At 59.1% G+C, this 17,713-nt stretch carries 15 protein-coding genes and 1 tRNA gene; 6 read left to right on the top strand and 10 right to left on the bottom strand.

All coding sequences use genetic code 11. The annotated features are described in order from the left end of the window. Positions 1-2: 2 nt before the first annotated feature. The 5 genes from FHS92_RS03985 to FHS92_RS03965 form a co-directional block, all read right to left on the bottom strand. Entirely contained in the window at positions 3-644 is a 642-nt protein-coding gene (locus FHS92_RS03985; RefSeq protein ID WP_184077665.1) for a 3-oxoacid CoA-transferase subunit B, read from the bottom strand. Further along, positions 644-1,354 carry a CoA transferase subunit A gene (locus FHS92_RS03980; protein ID WP_184077663.1) on the bottom strand — a complete coding sequence of 237 codons (711 nt, stop codon included), beginning with the start codon at positions 1,352-1,354 and terminating at the stop codon, positions 644-646. Before FHS92_RS03980 ends, FHS92_RS03985 begins: the two co-directional genes overlap by 1 nt. A 57-nt stretch (positions 1,355-1,411) precedes the next feature. After that, positions 1,412-2,974, bottom strand: coding sequence for a bifunctional 3-(3-hydroxy-phenyl)propionate/3-hydroxycinnamic acid hydroxylase (gene mhpA / locus FHS92_RS03975; RefSeq protein WP_184077661.1), 1,563 nt, complete (start codon positions 2,972-2,974; stop codon positions 1,412-1,414). Between the two features lie 176 nt (positions 2,975-3,150). Then, positions 3,151-4,068 carry an intradiol ring-cleavage dioxygenase gene (locus tag FHS92_RS03970; RefSeq protein WP_184077659.1) on the bottom strand — a complete coding sequence of 306 codons (918 nt, stop codon included), beginning with the start codon at positions 4,066-4,068 and terminating at the stop codon, positions 3,151-3,153. 1 nt (position 4,069) lies between these two features. Further along, on the bottom strand, positions 4,070-5,137 hold the full coding sequence (locus FHS92_RS03965; RefSeq protein WP_184077657.1) for an iron-containing alcohol dehydrogenase: 1,068 nt from the start codon (positions 5,135-5,137) through the stop codon (positions 4,070-4,072). Between the two features lie 113 nt (positions 5,138-5,250). Between FHS92_RS03965 and FHS92_RS03960 the strand changes: the two genes are divergently transcribed. After that, complete coding sequence (locus FHS92_RS03960; protein ID WP_184077655.1) at positions 5,251-5,706, top strand: MarR family transcriptional regulator; 456 nt, start codon at positions 5,251-5,253, stop codon at positions 5,704-5,706. Here FHS92_RS03960 and FHS92_RS03955 read toward each other — a convergent pair. Next, complete coding sequence (locus tag FHS92_RS03955) at positions 5,700-6,695, bottom strand: amidohydrolase family protein (protein ID WP_184077653.1); 996 nt, start codon at positions 6,693-6,695, stop codon at positions 5,700-5,702. The genes FHS92_RS03960 and FHS92_RS03955 overlap by 7 nt on opposite strands. 306 nt (positions 6,696-7,001) lie before the next feature. Here FHS92_RS03955 and FHS92_RS03950 point away from each other — a divergent pair, with 306 nt between their 5' ends. From FHS92_RS03950 to FHS92_RS03940, 3 genes are all read left to right on the top strand, one after another. Further along, the gene (locus FHS92_RS03950; protein ID WP_184077651.1) at positions 7,002-9,116 is read left to right on the top strand and encodes a TonB-dependent receptor; all 2,115 of its coding nucleotides are present in this window, start codon (positions 7,002-7,004) and stop codon (positions 9,114-9,116) included. 215 nt (positions 9,117-9,331) lie between these two features. Further along, the gene (locus FHS92_RS03945) at positions 9,332-10,504 is read left to right on the top strand and encodes a M24 family metallopeptidase (RefSeq protein ID WP_184077649.1); all 1,173 of its coding nucleotides are present in this window, start codon (positions 9,332-9,334) and stop codon (positions 10,502-10,504) included. A gap of 123 nt (positions 10,505-10,627) precedes the next feature. Beyond that, on the top strand, positions 10,628-12,391 hold the full coding sequence (locus tag FHS92_RS03940; RefSeq protein ID WP_184077647.1) for a virginiamycin B lyase family protein: 1,764 nt from the start codon (positions 10,628-10,630) through the stop codon (positions 12,389-12,391). A gap of 350 nt (positions 12,392-12,741) precedes the next feature. On the opposite strand, the gene FHS92_RS03935 is transcribed toward FHS92_RS03940, so the two are convergent. Then, positions 12,742-12,816: transfer RNA gene (locus FHS92_RS03935), tRNA-Gly, on the bottom strand. A 219-nt stretch (positions 12,817-13,035) separates the two neighbouring features. Here FHS92_RS03935 and trxA point away from each other — a divergent pair. Beyond that, positions 13,036-13,947, top strand: coding sequence for a thioredoxin (trxA, locus tag FHS92_RS03930; protein WP_184077645.1), 912 nt, complete (start codon positions 13,036-13,038; stop codon positions 13,945-13,947). Next, positions 13,944-14,570: an LON peptidase substrate-binding domain-containing protein gene (locus FHS92_RS03925; protein ID WP_425506222.1), complete on the top strand. Its 627-nt coding sequence runs from the start codon at positions 13,944-13,946 to the stop codon at positions 14,568-14,570. Before trxA ends, FHS92_RS03925 begins: the two co-directional genes overlap by 4 nt. 6 nt (positions 14,571-14,576) lie before the next feature. Here the strand turns inward: FHS92_RS03925 and FHS92_RS03920 are convergent, their stop codons facing one another. The 3 genes from FHS92_RS03920 to FHS92_RS03910 form a co-directional block, all read right to left on the bottom strand. After that, positions 14,577-15,023, bottom strand: coding sequence for an MAPEG family protein (locus FHS92_RS03920; protein WP_184077643.1), 447 nt, complete (start codon positions 15,021-15,023; stop codon positions 14,577-14,579). 160 nt (positions 15,024-15,183) lie between these two features. Then, positions 15,184-16,392, bottom strand: coding sequence for a type III PLP-dependent enzyme (locus tag FHS92_RS03915; RefSeq protein ID WP_184077641.1), 1,209 nt, complete (start codon positions 16,390-16,392; stop codon positions 15,184-15,186). A 137-nt stretch (positions 16,393-16,529) separates the two neighbouring features. Further along, on the bottom strand, positions 16,530-17,702 hold the full coding sequence (locus tag FHS92_RS03910) for a carboxynorspermidine decarboxylase (RefSeq protein WP_184077639.1): 1,173 nt from the start codon (positions 17,700-17,702) through the stop codon (positions 16,530-16,532). Positions 17,703-17,713 lie beyond the last annotated feature (11 nt).

Raw genomic sequence — 17,713 nt, 5'->3', positions numbered from 1 at the left:
TTCTACTTTCGAACATAGGACTGGAGCGGCGCTCCCGTCTTGAACAGGACTTCGTCAACGCTAACGCCCGGGGCCGTTTCCAGCAGCCTCAGACCCGGTCGATCACACGCGATAACCGCCAGATCGGTGATAGCCAAGCTGACAACGGCCTTGCCGGTCAGGGGCATGGAGCAATGAGGCAGGATTTTCGGGCTACCGTCCTTGGAGACATGCTTCATCAGAACGATAACGCGTTCGACGCCCGCGACAAGGTCCATCGCGCCGCCCATCCCCTTCACGGATTTGCCCGGAATAGTCCAGTTGGCAAGGTCGCCCTCAGCGGAAATCTCCATAGCGCCCAGCACCGCCATGTCGATGTGCCCACCGCGGATCATGGCAAAGCTATCCGCCGACGAGAAGAAGCTTGACGTCGGGAGGGTCGTTATCGTTTGCTTGCCTGCATTGATCAGATCGGGATCGACCTCATCGGGGAAGGGGAAGGGCCCCATCCCCAGTATCCCGTTTTCCGACTGCAGTGTCACGTCCAGTCCATCGGGAATGTAGTTGGCGACCAGGGTAGGAATGCCAATACCCAGATTGACGTAATAGCCGTCCTTGAGTTCCTTGGCAGCGCGCTGGGCCATTTCCTCCAGCGTCCACGCCATCAGCCCTCGTCCCGTGTGCGCGTGGTCAACTTTTCGATACGTTTCTCATTGATCGTGCTGAGCACAATGCGATCGACATAAATACCGGGTGTGTGGATGCAGTCGGGATCGAAGCTGCCAGCCGGTACGATCTCTTCAACTTCGACCACCGTGACTTTGCCTGCGGTCGCCATGTTGGGATTAAAATTGCGCGCTGTCTTGCGGAACATCAGGTTGCCGGCCGGGTCGGCGCGCCACGCCTTGACGAGGGAGACGTCGGAACGGAGCCAGGTCTCCCGAACATAAAGCTGGCCTTCGAACATCTCGGTCGGCTTTCCCTCAGCCACCATGGTGCCGACCCCGGTCTTTGTGTAGAACGCCGGGATGCCCGCGCCGCCGGCGCGTATTCTCTCGGCAAGCGTACCCTGGGGATTGAGCTCCAGATCGAGTTCGCCGGAGAGATATTGTTGTTCGAACAGCTTATTCTCTCCGACGTAGGACGAGATCATCTTGCGGACCTGTCGACTCTCCAGGAGCATCCACAGGCCAAAGCCATCCGCACCGGCATTGTTCGAGATGATCGTGAGGTTTTTCACTCCACTGGCGCGGACTTCCGGGATCAAGCTTTCTGGATTGCCGCTCAGTCCGAACCCGCCGGACATGATCGTCATGCCATCGAACAGCAGTCCCTCGAGAGCGTCACGCGGGCTGGTAAAAATCTTAGTCGTCATCAGGATTGCCTTGCGGTGGTCAATGATGCGTGCCGAACGGCCGATCCGCAATCTGCGTCAGGCGCTTTGCTCGCCTGCTGCAAGGACAGTGGGGCGTTCGGTACTGTTAAGCCGTCGTGCGAGCTCCAGCAAATGATGGGAGATCTCACTGCCCGACGAGCCGGTGGCCAACACATACCAGTCCGGTCGGACGATTGCAGCCGTGCAATCATTTTCTTCGAACCACTGTGTGTATACGCCGTCCGTGTCGGCGAGCATATCCGGCGAGCGTGATCCGCCGATCGTGAGGGAGCGTCCGCCGAGGTCTTTCCAGATTGCCAGTGCGTCACTGTCAACCGTTGCCAGCAGATCCGCGTCGCGGGTTACGAGTATCCAGCCCGACCCGACGATGTCATCGAAGAGAGACGTCGTCGAAGCGTCCGCCACCCGCGCTTGCGGGAACAGCTTGCCACAGTTGATGATGAGGCCGCCAGACAGCGCCGGGAATGCCAGCTTCGCCGGAGCCTTGTGCGCCCGACGCTCATTCAGCAGACGTTCGTCCCGCTCTTTTGCCTGTTGAGGATCGCGGATCGTCTGTACGCGGCCGAGTTCGATAGCCTTCTCGGTGATGAAGCGAACATGGGGCTCTCGTTCGACCTGATAGCTGTCCAGGACGCTGTCCTCCGCCCGGCCTTTAAGAAGAAGGTCCAGCTTCCAGGCCAGGTTATGCGCGTCCCGCATTCCGGAACACATGCCCTGACCAAGAAATGGCGGCATCTCGTGCGCGGCATCTCCGGCAAGCATAACGCGACCGTGACGCCATGTGTCGCCGATCCGAGACCGAAAGACGTAATTCACGGCGCGGATCAACGTCGCATCATCCGGGGTGATATATCCTGAGACGCGTTGCCACACGCGCTCGGGTTGTGTGGCTTCTTCCGGGCTCTCGTCGCGGTTGAGCATGAAGGAGAACCGGTGGTGCCGCGGGCCGATCGTGACGATCGAAATGGGCTGTGCCGGATCGCAGACCTGTTGAAAGGTGGGAAGGCCGGGGACGGGGCGAAGCATCTCGAAATCGCAGACGAGCCAGTTCTCTTCAAACCCGTAGTCGGCAACCCGCCGCCGGAATGCGCGTTGCGTAAATCCGTTGCCTCCATCTGCGCCCACCACATACCGCGCCCGAACGCTGCCTTTTTGACCCTGCTGGTCCGTCTCGATGGTGACGCCATCAGCGTCTTGCTCGAGTCCGTTGACGGCCACGCCCTGTCTGACTTCCACGGTCGGCAGCGTTTTGTCCAGGCTATCAAGAACGTCTTCGATATGCGGCTGAAACATCATGTAAAGCGCCGCCCATCCGTTGAGCGCGGGATTCGGGTAGTCGATCTGGACCAGCACCTCCCCATCGGCATTGATCCAGTCATATCCGCGCTGGACCACGGCGCCTTCAGCAACATCGCCGGCCACGCCGAGCTTCTGGAACATGCGCATGATCTCGTCGTCGAAACATGCTGCGCGCGGGAAATTGTATAACCCTGCATAGCGCTCGAGCACGACCACGCGATGGCCCAGTCGACCCATCAGGGCAGCCAGCATCATTCCGGTCGGCCCGTAGCCGATAATTGCTAGATCATATGCGTTCACAGTTTCTCCCCCGGCACGCTGCGGCGCGCCTCTCGTTTTTCGCGGCTCTGATCGGCCGTCGATGATTGACTAACAGAATATTTGCGTACGGTAGTATTGTCAACGCAACACTTTAATCTGGTAGTGTGTTTTCCGCGAAGTCGGCGGGGCGCGGGATACCCCGGGCGCACGGTCCACTAACATTCGCTAGGGTTGCCTGACGCTACGAGGACGAAGTCGCACTCGACTTTCCAGAAAGGCCCGGTGAATCCGTAACGTTCCTGTTCGGCGGCGTCCTCAATGTGTTGAAAGTCCGCGATAAGGCTTCGCTTAACTCCGAACACGGCATCCTCGCGGAGATAGGGGCAATCCGGAGTGAAGATATGAGTGACAACGGTCTCATAGCCCGGAGCGTCGACTATAAAGTGGAGGTGCGCCGGACGATTGGGGTGACGACCCAGCTTGGCCAGCATTTTCCCGACCGGACCGTCATCGGGGATCGGATAATATCGCGGCTTGACCGACTTGAACCAGTACTGCCCATCATTATCGGTCTCGAAAATGCCACGTAGATTCCATTTCGGCTGAACGTCAGGCTGCTGCACATCGTAGAAGCCGTCGTCATTGGCCTGCCAAACGTCGAGACTGGCGCCTACAACCGGACGTCCCGCAGTATCGGTGACTTTGCCGAGGACCAAAGTCGGCTCGCCCTTCGCATCAAGGCTGATGGTGTCCCCGTGCTGGAGACGGGGGGCGTCTGCTATATGGAACGGTCCCAGCACGGTATTCTCGGAAGCGCCAATGGGCCGCTGATGGTTCAGACCGTCTACCAGCATGGAAATGCCTAGGACATCCGAGAGCAGGATGAACTCCTGACGCCACGCTGTCGACATGTGACCGGTTTCGGTAAGGAACTGAATTGCCGTCATCCACTCGTCGGATGTCAGGGCAGCCTCTTTCACCGCCGCATGAGCGTGGCGCGTGACAATTCGCATCACTTCGGCAAGACGGGGTGACACCCGATCGTCGATGCGTGCATTCACGACATCGGCTGAATGCTCGACGTCGAACAGGCCATCATCGCTTCCCGCGTAAGGGCTAAGGCTATCTTGCATATCATTCCTCCGTTAAAGGCGGCTCTCCCGCCCAGGCGCGTCCGATCAGTGCGCGGATCGCTCCTTCTTCCAAGGGTCGTGGATTGGGGTAGGGCTTTGCCAGCGCGAGCTTCGCTGCCTGGTCGATGCCCGACTGCGGCATGCCGAGCTCGCGGAGCGTGGTTGGGGCGCCCAGACTTTTCGAGAATGTGTGCAGACCGAGCGCGACGTCCGGTCCGAACGCGCCCTTCAGGCCGTCAAGCGTGTCACCCAACCGTGACTGATTATAGGCGAGCGCATGGGGAAGCAGAACAGCGTGCGTCTCCGCATGGGGCAGATTGAACGTGCCGCCCAGGGTATGGCAAAGCTTATGGTGCAGGCCCATCGCGACGCTCCCCAGACACATCCCGCACAGCCATGCGCCGTAGAGCGCGGAGGAACGCGACTCTTCGTCTCTCTGATCACGAACCACGCCGGGGAGACCGTGCGCCAGGGCCCGAATGCCTTCGACCGCCATGAGGGAGATGATGGGATTACCGTCGTGGGCATAAAGCGCCTCCACGGCATGAGCGATGGCGTTGAGGCCGCTCGAGATCGACATCGCAACGGGCAGGTCAAGGGTCAGATCAACGTCATAGATGACAACTTCGGGCCGGATGCGCTGATCCGACCGCGTGGTTTTGAGGCCCTCGTTGGTCTCTCCCAGGATCGGAGTCATTTCCGAGCCGGCGTATGTCGTGGGCAGGACGATCTGATCCAGATCGGTGCGGATCGCGATAGCCTTGCCCAGCCCGATCGTTGAGCCTCCGCCGACCGACAGAATTCCGTCGACGGTCAGCGCATTCACCAAGGACATGGCCTTCTCGGTTACATCGACCGGCGTGTGCATGGCCGCTTCCGGGAAATGACCCACAACGCGGCTGCCCAGGACGGACGCGATCTCTTGTGCCTGCGCGCTCTGTTCTGCGGTCGACAACAGAAGCAGGCGGTGCTTGCCCAAGCTCTCCACTTCTTTCGCCAGATCGTGACGAGTGCCGCTTCCGAACACGACTCGGGCGGGAGCGGGGCTGTAGGAGAAGTGCCGCATCATCGACGGTCTCCCACGCCCTTCTGCAATCCTTCTCGACACTGGGCGAAAACTATTGCAATTGGGATAGTTGTGTCCAATGACGCGCCGCGCATATAACCAAGGGGCTCTCCATCGTGTACGAACTCACCAAATCCATTCCGTACCTGCTCAACCGCGCCGGCGTCAGAATGGGAGCGCTCTTCTCGCGACGCATCGAACAGTTCAACCTGACACTGCCGATGTACCGCGTTCTGGCTTCGCTTCGGGAACAGCCGGGGCAGAAGCTCAGCGACCTGGCCGAGACGACCGTGGTTGAGCTGTCCACCATGTCGCGCATGATCGGGACTTTGGTCACCAACGGGTTGGTGACGCGCGAACGGCTTCCCAACAATGAGCGGACCGTCTCGATCAACCTCACGAAGGAGGGGATAAGAATCGCCGATCTTTTGATCAAAGAAGCGATGCATTATGAAGAGGTCGCCGTCCGGAATCTTGCGACAGCGGACATCGAGAAGTTGAGATTTCTGCTGAACGAAATTCATGATCTGCTTGATGTCCTTGAGTCGGAACAAGAATCACTGCTTCAGTGAAGTTCAGTCGTCGACAGGTTCAGCTTGAACAGCCGGTCGGCATTCGATCGGCCGATCTTGTGGCGATCGCTCTCGCTGATGCTGGCGTCGTCGAACCAGCGAGCGGCATGATCAACATTCTCGAACGGCCAATCGGCACTGAACAGGATCCGGTCTGATCCGATTTCGAGCATGGCGTCGATCAAGGACTGCGTTCGGAAGTTGCCGGACGTGGTGATATAGAAATTTTCGTGAAAATAATCGCCGATGGGGCGTTTCGCGGCGTGTAGCTTGGGCGTTGTTACCCATGCATTGCGGTTGTCGACCCGCCACATGGAGATCGGCAAGCCTTCGCCCATATGACCGAGCACGATCGTCAGACCCGGGTGTTCGTCGAACAAGCCAGAACCCATGAGCCGGAGAGCATGGACTGCGGTCTCCTGTCCGAACGCCCAGGTCGGCCCGAGTAGCCAGGGATGACCCGCATAAATCTGCGCGTGCTGCGGCAACGGATTGCGCGGATGCAGATAAAAAGGAACGTCGAGCTGTTCCACCGTAGCCCAGAAGGGCCGGTACATAGGAAGATCATAATAGAGCATCTCGGCCTCGTCCGATTCGGAAAAGCCGTTTACGAGCGCGCCGCGGAATCCGAGCTCGCGCACGCACCGTTCGAGTTCGCGCGCAGCCGCTTCGGGATCCTGCATGGGGAGGGCGGCAAAGCCCTGGAATCGATCGGGACGCTTTGCGACCTCCTCCGCAAGATAATCATTGGCGCGGATCGCCAGCTCGACGGCTTTCCCGGTATGGCGGACGGCCTGTACGGCCGGAGCATTCAAGGAGAGAAGCATCATTTCGATGCCATTCTCGTCCATTTCACGCAGCCTGCGCTCTTGAATGTCGAGCAATCGGGCGGAAAGCTCGGTCCAATAGTCCCCGGGAACGAAGCCTGCCGAATCCTGCAAGGTCTCCGGAATTGCGAAATGCTCTTCCAACGCAATTTTGCCATCCATTTATCGCTCTCCTCAACTGTTCTCGGCAGGGCGCATCACTTATATTGCATATGCAAGAATTGCAATGGTAACTTTCTGACTGACAGATCGGTGGCTGGAGCTCCTATGTGTTGAACGCGGCCGCATCGGCGCCCCGGGCTGTTTGTCTGAGAAACCTGATGTTACGGTCGCCCACGTACGGCCGCTCACGAGAACGCCAGACAGCCATCGAAAAATATATTATCAACAACACTTGCAAATGTGATTATTGCGAATACAATCGCGACAACCCGGCAATCGAATGACCGGTGGAGGGGAGACGACACTATGAAAAGTTATCTTAGCGCCACGGCTTGCATCTTTGCTTTGGCGATCTCAGGCACAGCCTCGGCGCAGACAGAACCCAATGCAGCTTCGTCGGGCGCCGATAGTGCGTCCACGGGCGACGCGAATCGCGGTGTCGGTCTTGAAGAAATCATCGTGACTGCGCGCAAGCGGGAGGAAAACCTTCAGAAGGCTCCCGCCACAATTCTTGCGATTAGCGGCGACGCGCTGCAAAGCCGTGGGATTACCGGGCCGCTGGAATTGACGAAGGTGCTGCCGAATGCTTCGCTCAAGGAGCAGGGCGCCGTATCGCAGCTGTTTATTCGTGGCGTCGGAAGTCGGGTGGATTTCCCGAGCGTTTCTCCGGCGGCCGCGTTCACCTATAACGGGATCATCATCCCTCGATACGGCACGTCTGGTGTCCTGTTCGATCTAAGCAGCGTCCAGTCAATTGCAGGACCCCAGGGCACGCTCTACGGCGGGTCTGCGGCGGGTGGCGCGGTCAACGTGCTCACGGCCAAGCCCTCGGATGACAATTCCGGAAAGGCGCTGGTGGGTTTTGGCGATTACAGCACGATCCAGTTCAATGCCGACCAAAATTTCAAGGCATCCGACAAGATCGCGTTGCGACTGGCGGGCAGCTACAATGAACATGGCGCTTATCAGGATCGTGGTCTTGACGATCTGAAGAGAATTCAGGGACGTGTCTCTCTTCTCGCGCGTCCGACTGAAGACCTGACGGCCTTGTTTTTCGCGAGCGGATCTCGGACCACCGGAGATCCGGGATCGGTTGCTACGGTCTATCTCCGTCCCATTCAGTCGGATCCCTGGGCTGTTCCGGCAGTGGGACCGACCGGGCTCACGATTACCGACAGGGATACCTATCAGGATTACCGGACATATGTGGTGGGCGCAAACATCGATTTGCGCGTGGGCGATGGCACGATCACCTATATTCCGGGCTATGTTCGGGTGAACAGCAAGTATAATTTCTATATTGCCGGTTACAACTTGCTCCTGGTGCATGATCGGGAAAAGCAACTCTCGCAGGAGCTTCGTTACAACCAGGATATTGGCAATCTGAAACTCAGCGCCGGTCTGTTCTGGCTGCGCAACAAAACAAATTACCTGGTTGATTTTGAAGCTGCCACGCCTGGGGGCTACCTAACTTTCCCGGCAAACAGAACGTCTCAGGTGAATGTGAGCTACAGTGCATTCGCACAGGGGATCTATTCTCTGACTGACCAGCTGCGATTTACAGCGGGCGGCCGGATTTCCGTGGACAAGATATCGGCAACGGGCCTGGGCGGTAAGGGTGCGTTCGCCTTTCACGAGAAGCAGACCCGGCCTGACTGGAAGGTTGGACTGGATTATGATCTGACCTCGAGGATTATGCTCTACGCTGCTGTTCAGACGGGCTACATTCCTTTTGGCTATGACTCGAACAGTGGAACCCCGACGGTCAAGATCAGGCAATCGAAACTCATGTCCTATACCGGCGGGTTTAAATCCCGATTGTTCGACAACCGGTTGGAAATCAACAACGAGTTCTTTTATTACGACTACACTGCGTTTCAGGCGTTCAGCTTCAATTCGTCGACTGGCACATCCACGGTGTTCAACGCCCGGAAGTCCCGGATTTACGGCACCGATCTCACCGTCCGTCTGCATCTGAATGAGCATACCTCGATCAATGCCGGGGTCGTCGCGGAGAGCGCGATCCACAAGGAGTTCCGCGGGCCGGGCTATAATTATTCTGGCAACAGGATGGCGAATGCGCCGAAGATCAATATCCAGGGCGGCATCCAGCAGGGCTTCGATATTGGCGACAGTGGCGTCCTTCTCGCAGAGGTTTCAGGCAATTATAACAGTGGCTATTGGGGTGATTACACCAACACCTTCGGCACATTTCAGCGTCCCTTTTTCAAAGGAGATGCGTCTTTAACCTATACCCCGGCGAGCAAGGCCTGGAGCATTCAGGCGTATGTCAACAATGTGGCGAATACCGGTGTTTTCGGGACGCTTACGCCCAACCCCAATCCCGCGTTGAGAGGGACGGGCAAGTCTGAGTTGCCTCGGACGTTCGGCGTGCGTTTCACGGCTTCGTGGGGGGAATAACCACGTAAGGCCTCCCTGGGCGATGGGCGGGGCGGCGTGAAAGCTGCTCCGCCTCATCAACTGGACTCGGATGCTATATCGGGATCGTGATACGTACCACTGTCGCGCCATGATGCCGTCGAGCAGGAATTGATATGACACGAGCGCAAACGCCATCTTTCCCCCGCCTGTCTTCTGTGGAGCGAGACAGGAGGTGGGCGGCAACGCGCGCTTTCATGCTTCAGCAGAATATCGATGGGTTGATTGCTTTTGGAGAGCGGGATGCGAGCGGCACTCCGCAGTTTTCTCCTGACGTCTATCTGACCGGCGAGCGCGCTGGTGCGACCGTGATTTTTCCTCTTGATGGCAATCCGATCTCCCATGTTTGGGGGCCAAACTCTGTCACGGACCATATGGAAGCGGTGCGGCGCGGAGAGGAAAGCTGGCTAAACCCCGACCAGTTCAGATTGGGTCTACATTCGGCCCGGCTGGCTGAAACAATAAGGGAACTTGGTCTGGCGGGCGCGAAGATCGGGGTTTTTGGACTGGAGCCATCGGGTCCATTCTACCCGGTGGGCTGGGTGCCCTACGGCATATATGCCGGTTTGCAAGCTGAGTTGCCGGATACGACATTCGTTCCCGTCTGGGAGCCGTTCCTCAAAATCATGCTCTCTATGAGCGATGAGGAGCTTCAATTCGTTGAGCATTCCGCGCGTGCTGGCGAGGATATGTGTGCTGCCGCGATCGACGTGGTACGCCCCGGAGCTACCGAGGCCGATATTTATGCGGCAGTTGTGGCCGCATGTATGGCGCACGGGGCTCACAACTGGTGGAACATCATCGTATCCGGCAAGGATTCGATCGGATGGGGGCCTCCACGCCATCAATATCGGCCGGGACCACCCCGCACGATTGAGAGCGGCGACATGGTCATGCTCGAATTGTTTCCGTCTTATGGTCACTACGAAACACAGCAGCAGCTGACCATAGCGGTGGGCGATGTTCGGCCCGACACGCTGAAAGCGGCGGCCGTTGCAATCCAGTCGTACGAGGCCGGGCTTACGCTGCTCCGGCCCGGTGTGAAGTTCGGTGACGTTGTGGAAGCGATCAATCGTCCGCAGCAGGATGCGGGGGGCTGGAACCTGACCCCAAATGTGCACACGCTGCCTAACGTCGCGATCGGCGAATATGGACCGGCGGTCAGAATTGATGACCTGGCTGAATATCCGGGAATCGCGCGAAACCCGAGTGTCCGGCCTCAATTGGAGGTCGGCGAGGGAATGGTGTTTGCTCTTCAGCCCAATTGCGTGATCGGTCGGCAGAGGGTGAATGTGGGCGGCACTGTCGTCGTGACGAAGGCAGGCTGCCGGGAACTGAATTTTCTCGCAAAGGAGCTGCACCATGTCTGATGCAGGGCCAGCTCAAGGCGTTTCCGGGGCATTCGGATCTTACGATTTTTGAGACTTTTCCACGCAGTGCGCCGAGTGGTTCGGTCAGGCGCCATCTACGCGAAATAAACGGTGGAGATAGATATGTTTCAGCGCGCAGTGCTTCTTCGTTCCGTAGGCTTAGCCTCACTCATTCTGCTAAACGCATGCGGGCAGCCAGGCGGCCCCGATACGGCGGCAGCGCTCGAAGGCACCGTTCGGTCGGCGGATGAAGGCGTTATGGAAGGCGTGGTGGTCAGCGCCAAGAAGGACGGATCCACAATAGCCGTATCCGTTGTTAGTAACGACAAGGGCGTATATTCTTTCCCGGCTGATCGACTTTCCCCCGGACACTATACGTTGACGATCCGCGCGGGCGGTTATGATCTGCCCTCCGCTTCCGGGACGGAGATCGTCAGTGGCAAGTCCGTCAAGGTCGATCTCAACCCGACACGAATGGCGGACCCTTCTGCCCGCATGTCCGCCGCCGACTGGCTGATCAGCGTGCCGGGGACGCAGGAACAGAAATCCCTGCTGTTGAATTGCTCGGTTTGCCACTCACTCGATTTGCCGCTCATGTCGATGCATTCCCAGGCGGAGTTCGAGCCGCTCATTACACGCATGCTGGGTAGCTACACCCATCAGAGCCAGCCGGGAGACCCACAGCCGCTGGTAAAACCTCGCCCTGTCGATCCCGCGCGCGTTGCGGAAATCGCCAAATATGTAAGCAGCATCAACCTGAGCAGCAGCAAAGACGGCAAATGGTCATTTCCGCTCAAGACCTTACCGCGCATCAAGGGAGCCGGCACCCGCGTCATCATCACCCAATATGATCTGCCCCGGCCCATGTCTCAGCCCCATGATGTGGTCACCGATCCCGACGGTATTGCGTGGTACGCCGACTTTGGAAGGCAGTTCCTCGGCAGGCTGGATCCCAAGACCGGCGCTGTGAAAGAATATCCTATTCCGGTTGTTCATCCGGAACAGCCCAAGGGCAATTTGGGAGTAGAGGCGGACTCGGAGGGGACGATCTGGGTCGCTATGCATCATCAGGCCGCAATCGGGATGTTCAATCCCAAGACGGAGAAGTTCAAGATCTTTGCCTTGCCCAAGAATCTGCATACGCCATCCACACAATTGTCCCAATTTTCCACGCTGAACCATGCTGTTGATGGCAAGATTTGGACGATGACGGGCGGTAATACGGTGGCGCGTCTCGACCTTAAAACGGAACGATGGGAAACTTTCTACCCGTTCAAAAATACCCAGGCGCGACCAGATGAACTCGCGGCGTTCAAATTCATGCCAGGAGCGGGAGAAAGCTCCGGGCCCCCGGTGGCGGGCACAGGCGTTCCCTCGGTTAAGTCAAATGGCGCATCGCATCTTGTGTATGGCCTGATATCGGACTCGAAAAACAACTGTTACATCCTTGATTTCTTTGGGCGCAGTGTGTTTCGGATCGATGCCAAAACCGGCAATATTACGGAATACCCCACCAAGCTTCCGTTTTCGATGCCGCGTCGCGGCTCGATGGACAGTCAGGACCGGCTGTGGTTTGCGCAATTCAACGCCGATCGCATCGCTATGCTCGACACCAGGACCGGCAAGATGTCGGAATGGAAAATGCCCCGGCCCTTCACCAATCCCTATGATGTTGCGCTCGATAAAAACGGATATGCCTGGACGGCCGGGTATCAGGCGGATCGCGTGATTAGACTGGATCCCAAGACAGGTTCGTTCACCGAATATCAGTTACCGCTCACAACAAACGTCCGGCGTGTATTTGTGGACAACCATGGCCCCCGCCCGGTGTTTTGGGTGGGCAGTAATCACGGTGCATCGGTTATAAAGGTGGAGCCGCTGGATTGAAGTGACACTCATCCATCGTCAAAGATAGAGCCTGTATTTCCTTTGGGTGGATATGACCCGCAGGGGAGTTCATCGAACCTGAAGAAGGATCGATGGTTGCGTCGATGCCTATAGGCGCATGTTAGGGGATGGGTTCAGCAGTGCCTGGCTCGGCCGCGGCGACCCGGTTGGAGCGCCCATAGATCTCGTAATTTTTTCACCAGGCCAGGACAGCATTGGCAGTAAATCGGTCCATTATGGCCGTCGATCCGGCTGTACGGCGGAGAAACCAAATAAGACCCTATGAAGTGAAGATGTAGTAGAGGCGTCTTCCATAGGGTTCGCCAGAAGACCTAAACCCTTGAAAAACTTGGAGCGGGCGAAGGGATTCGAACCCTCGACCCCAACCTTGGCAAGGTTGTGCTCTACCCCTGAGCTACGCCCGCTCTGGCGGCCGGTTACGGGGCTTTTTGCTCCCTTATCGGCGGGTGAGGCGCGCAACTAGCATCGGTTGGCGAGATCGACAAGCCCTTTCGTGAGCCTTCGCAAACTTAATCGCGCCCGTCTTGCTTCCGCACGCTTTCGCCCCACATTGCGTAAGGACAGTCTATGCCTCGCCGCGCCTATCGACTATTCTGCGCGGCATCAGAATTGGGAGAAAGACCTTGGCAACCCTGGGCCTGAGTGAAGCCGATCGCAAGGCGGTGGAGGATTTTCGGCAGGATGTAGTGGACCCGTCCCGCAATGCGCTGGTGATCGTCGATTTTTGGGCCGAATGGTGCGGCCCGTGCAAGCAGCTTGCTCCCGTGCTGGAGCAGGTTGCGGCCGAATATGAGCCGAAGGGCGTCAAGCTCGTCAAGGTGAACGTCGACGAAAACCGGTTTATTGCGTCGCAGTTTCGCGTGCAGTCTATCCCGACCGTATATGCCGTGTTTCAGGGCCAGCCGGTTGCCGATCTCAGCCAGGCACGCACGGCGAGCCAGTTGAAGCAGATGCTTGACCAGATCCTCGCGCAATTGCCCATCGAATCGGAAGAGAAGATGCAGGCTGCGGAGATCGCGCCGCTGATTGCCATGGCCGAAGAGATACTGGAGGGTGGCGACGCGGAGCGGGCTCTGTCCGTCTATGCGCAGATTGCCGAGATGGCACCGGACAACGTTGAGGTGCGGGCAGGGCAGGCGCGCGCATTCGTGGCGCTGGGGCAGCTCGATGAGGCACAGGCGGTGCTGGATGCCGTGCCGGAGGGGGCGGGCCATGACGCGCTGCTGGAGCGCGCTCGGGCGGCGCTGTCGCTGGCGCGCGATGCGAAGCCCGTTGCGGACTTGTCGGCGGTCCAGGCGCGCGTGGCGGCCAATCCCGACGATCACGCCGCCCGGTTCGAACTGGCCAATGGATTTATGGCCAATGGCGACCGTCAGGCGGCTGCGGACGCATTGCTGGAAATCATCGCGCGTGAGCGGGACTGGAACGACAATGCGGCGCGTACGCAGCTGCTGAAGCTGTTTGAGGCGGTGGGACTGGAAGATCCGTGGGTGTCGGCCCAGCGCCGTCGCCTCTCGGCGATCCTGTTCGGGTGACCGCGACGACCGTGACAGGGCAGCGCATCTCGATTTTTCCGCTCGGTGGGGCGCTGCTGTTCCCTGACATGCAGTTGCCGCTGCATATTTTCGAGCCGCGTTACCGTGCGCTGGTGAGCGATGCGCTGGCGCGGGATCGGCTGATCGGCATGGTGCAGCCGCGTGACGACAAGGGTCAGCTCTATTCGGTCGGCTGTCTGGGCAGGATCAGCGAGTTCGAGGCTCTGCCCGACGGACGTTACAATATCATCCTGAGCGGCGTGGCGCGGTTCCGCGTTTTGCGCGAGCTTGATGTCACCACGCCGTTCCGGCAGATTGAGGGCGACCTGGAGGGCGCTGATGCGGCGGCGGGGGATCCGCTGGCGTCGGTCGTGCGCGCCTCGCTGGAGCGAGAGGCGCGGCGCTTTGCCGAGCGGCTAGGCTATGTGGTCGACTGGACGGCGGTGTCGCGGCTCGACGACGCATCGCTGGTCAACGGCATTGCGCAGGTCGCTCCCTTCGACATTGCATCCAAGCAGGCGCTGCTGGAGGCGCTGACGCTCGCGGACAGGGCCGAACAGACCATCCAGCTGATGCAGTTTTACGGTCTGACCGACAATGACGGCGAAGCGACGCTTCAGTAGGAAGAACTACGCCGCCGCGATGGCAGCCCGCAGGGCGTTGACCGCGAGGACGACCAGCACCAGTGACGAGACTAGGAACAGCCGTGCGCGGACGGGTACAGCGTTGACTTTCACCTGCCAGACACTGTGCACGATGCGGATCGCGACGTAGGCCCAGGCCAGCACCAGGTTGAGCGTGCTGCCTTGTCCCAACACCGCGAGGACGAGAATGGTGGGGTAGAAGATTGTCGGCTGTTCCATCAGGTGCGCGTAGTTGTGCGCGGGCCAGTTGGCGGCGGGCGGTAACAGCTTTTCGAGGTCTTGTCCGCGACCGCCGATCGCCTTGGCGAGATTGATGTTCGCGGCCTTCATGGCGGGAAAGCGGACGACCACCATCCAGATGAGCATCGTCAGCGACCACAGCACCAAAGCAATGGCTGGTACGAGCAGATTAGCGGATAGATTGAGCGACATGTTGTCCCCCTCCTTATGATTGGGAGGGGAGGATGCGGCGGTGCCGGTTGGTTGTCAATCAAACGGGAAGGCGGACGGGATAGGTGCAGCATCACGAAAAAATCCCCGCCGGGCGAGGGCGGGGATCTGATGATAGGATGATGGGTGTGGATCGAAGGGGTTACTGACCCAGCTTCACTACGTTGCCGCGCTTTTCGGCGACGCGGCGGGGTTCTTCGACCCCGTCATCATACATGCTGGCCATGGGTTCGTTGTCCACCGCCACCAGCGTTTCCGACGAGAAGCCGTTAAAACCGGTCCGCATGGCGCAGCCATAGGCGCCGAGCATGCCGATCTCGATATAATCGCCCGCCTTCACATCCGCCGGGAGCATGAAGGGGCCAACCATATGGTCCATGTCGTCGCAGGTCGGGCCATAAAAGCTGAACGCATGATTTTCGGCCGTGCTGACTTCCGCGCGGAGCAACTCGACCGGGAAGCGCCAGCCGACATGCGCGGCATCGAACAGAGCGCCATAGGCACCGTCGTTGATGTACAGCTCGTCGCCCCGCCGGCGTTCGACGCGGACGATCAGCGAGCTGTATTCGGCGCACAGCGCGCGGCCCGGCTCGCACCATAGTTCCGACGAATAGCTGACCGGCAGGCTTTCGAACCCGCGATGGATCGCGTCGAAATAGAGCTCCAGCGCGGGCGGCTCCATGTCGGGATAAATCGACGGAAAGCCACCGCCGACATCGATGATGTCGACCGTCACCGCCGCCTCGACGATCGCGGCGCGGACGCGCTCGATCGCCTGCGTATAGGCGTGCGGGCTCATTGCCTGGCTGCCGACGTGGAAACAGATGCCGAGCGCATCGGCCGCCTGGCGGGTTGCCATCAGCAGTTCGCGCACTTCGTCCGGTTCCGCACCGAATTTCGCGGCGAGGCTGAGCTTGGCCAGGTCCGACGAGACGCGGATGCGCACGCACAGTTCCAGATCGGTCGCATCGCCCGTGGCGCGCATGATCTTCTCCAGCTCGTCCATCGTATCGAGCGAGAAGGTGCGTACCCCATGCACGTGATAGGCCTCTGCGATCGCTTCCTCGGCCTTCACCGGGTGCATGAAGCAGAGCTTCGCATAGGGAAGCGTTTCCGCGACGAGTCGTACCTCAACGATCGACGCAACGTCATAATGCGTCACGCCTTCCTGCCACAAAATGCGGAGCAGGTCGGGAGAGGGGTTCGCCTTTACGGCATACAGCGAGCGCCCCGGAAACTTCTCAACGAAGAACCGGGCGGCGCGGGCTGCGGCCTGCGGACGAATAAGCGTTACCGGTGCTGCCGGTTTGAGGGCGGTTGCTACCCCCAGCGCGCTATGATGCTCGTACAACTCAAGGGACCTCCAGTGTCGTTCAGCCAAAGAAAGCTGCCTTGCGGTGGAAGTCCCATGGGGCAGCGGAACGTGGATATATGGCGTGGAGGGGGGTCTGTAAAGCGTTGGACTTAATAAATTGTATGAAGCGGTACTCAGGAGAGACGGGACTTGAAATCGGCGTAATCAAACCCACGGATCTGCCGTAAGTCGTTGGTTTTGCTATTCCAGAGCCAGATGGAGGGGAGGGGCACGCCGTTAAAGGTGTTGGTCTTCACCATGGAATAATGTCCCTGATCGAGAAAGGCGAAGCGCTGGCCGATGCCGGGAAGGCCGCCGAATCGATAATCGCCAATGACATCCCCGGCGAGGCAGGAGGGGCCGCCCAGCCGCGTGGCGGGGCCATTGTCGGCCTCGTGGAGCATTGCAGGACGATAGGGCGCCTCAATCACGTCGGGCATATGGCAGGTCGCGCTGATATCGGTGATCGCGACGGGCATGCCGTTGTCAATAAGGTCAAGAATCTCTCCCACCAATATGCCCGCATCAAGCGCGACGGCCTCGCCCGGTTCGAGGTAGACGGTGAGGCCGGTCTCTGCGCGGATCGCCTGAAGGAAGGCGACGAGATCGTCGCGCTGATAGTCGGCACGGGTGATGTGGTGCCCGCCGCCAAAATTGAGCCATTTCAGGCGCGTGAAGTGCGGCGCAAGGTAAGGCTGAAGGGCCGTCCAGGTGCGCTGGAGCGGCAGGAAGTCCTGCTCGCACAGGCTGTGGAAATGCAGGCCATCCACGCCCTCGAGATGCTCGGCACGGAGCTGGTCGACCGGAAAGCCAAGGCGACTGTGCGGCTGGCAGGGGTCGTACTTCGCGACTTCGCCTTCCGCATGCATCGGGTTGATCCGCAGGCCCACGTCGAATGTCGCACCGTTCTGGCGCGCTTCCTCAAGGATGGGAAGGAAACGCGCATGCTGTCCGGGAGAGTTGAAAATGATGTGATCGGACAGGGCGCAGATTTCGGGCAGGTCTTCGGCCTTGTACCCGGCGCAATAGGTTGCGACTTCACCCCGATATTCCTCTCTGCCCAGCCGCGCTTCGTACAGGCCGGAAGCGCACACGCCATCGAGATATTCGCCGACGACCCCGCCGAGTGACCACATCGAAAAGGCCTTCAGCGCGGAGAGCAGTTTGATTCCTGCCCGATCCCGCACATCAGCGAGAATAGCAAGATTGCGCCGCACCGCCGCCTCGTCCACCACGAAAGCAGGCGAGGGAACGCGGCTTAGGTCAAAAGTCGCGAATGCACCGGGATCGCCTGCTCTTGTTTCCATAATGAGGTTCC

It is taken from the genome of Sphingobium subterraneum, from assembly GCF_014199435.1.
Classification (GTDB): Bacteria; Pseudomonadota; Alphaproteobacteria; order Sphingomonadales; family Sphingomonadaceae; genus Sphingobium; species Sphingobium subterraneum.
Note: the sequence above shows the minus strand (reverse complement) of the source record. Positions and strands in the feature narration are given on the sequence as shown.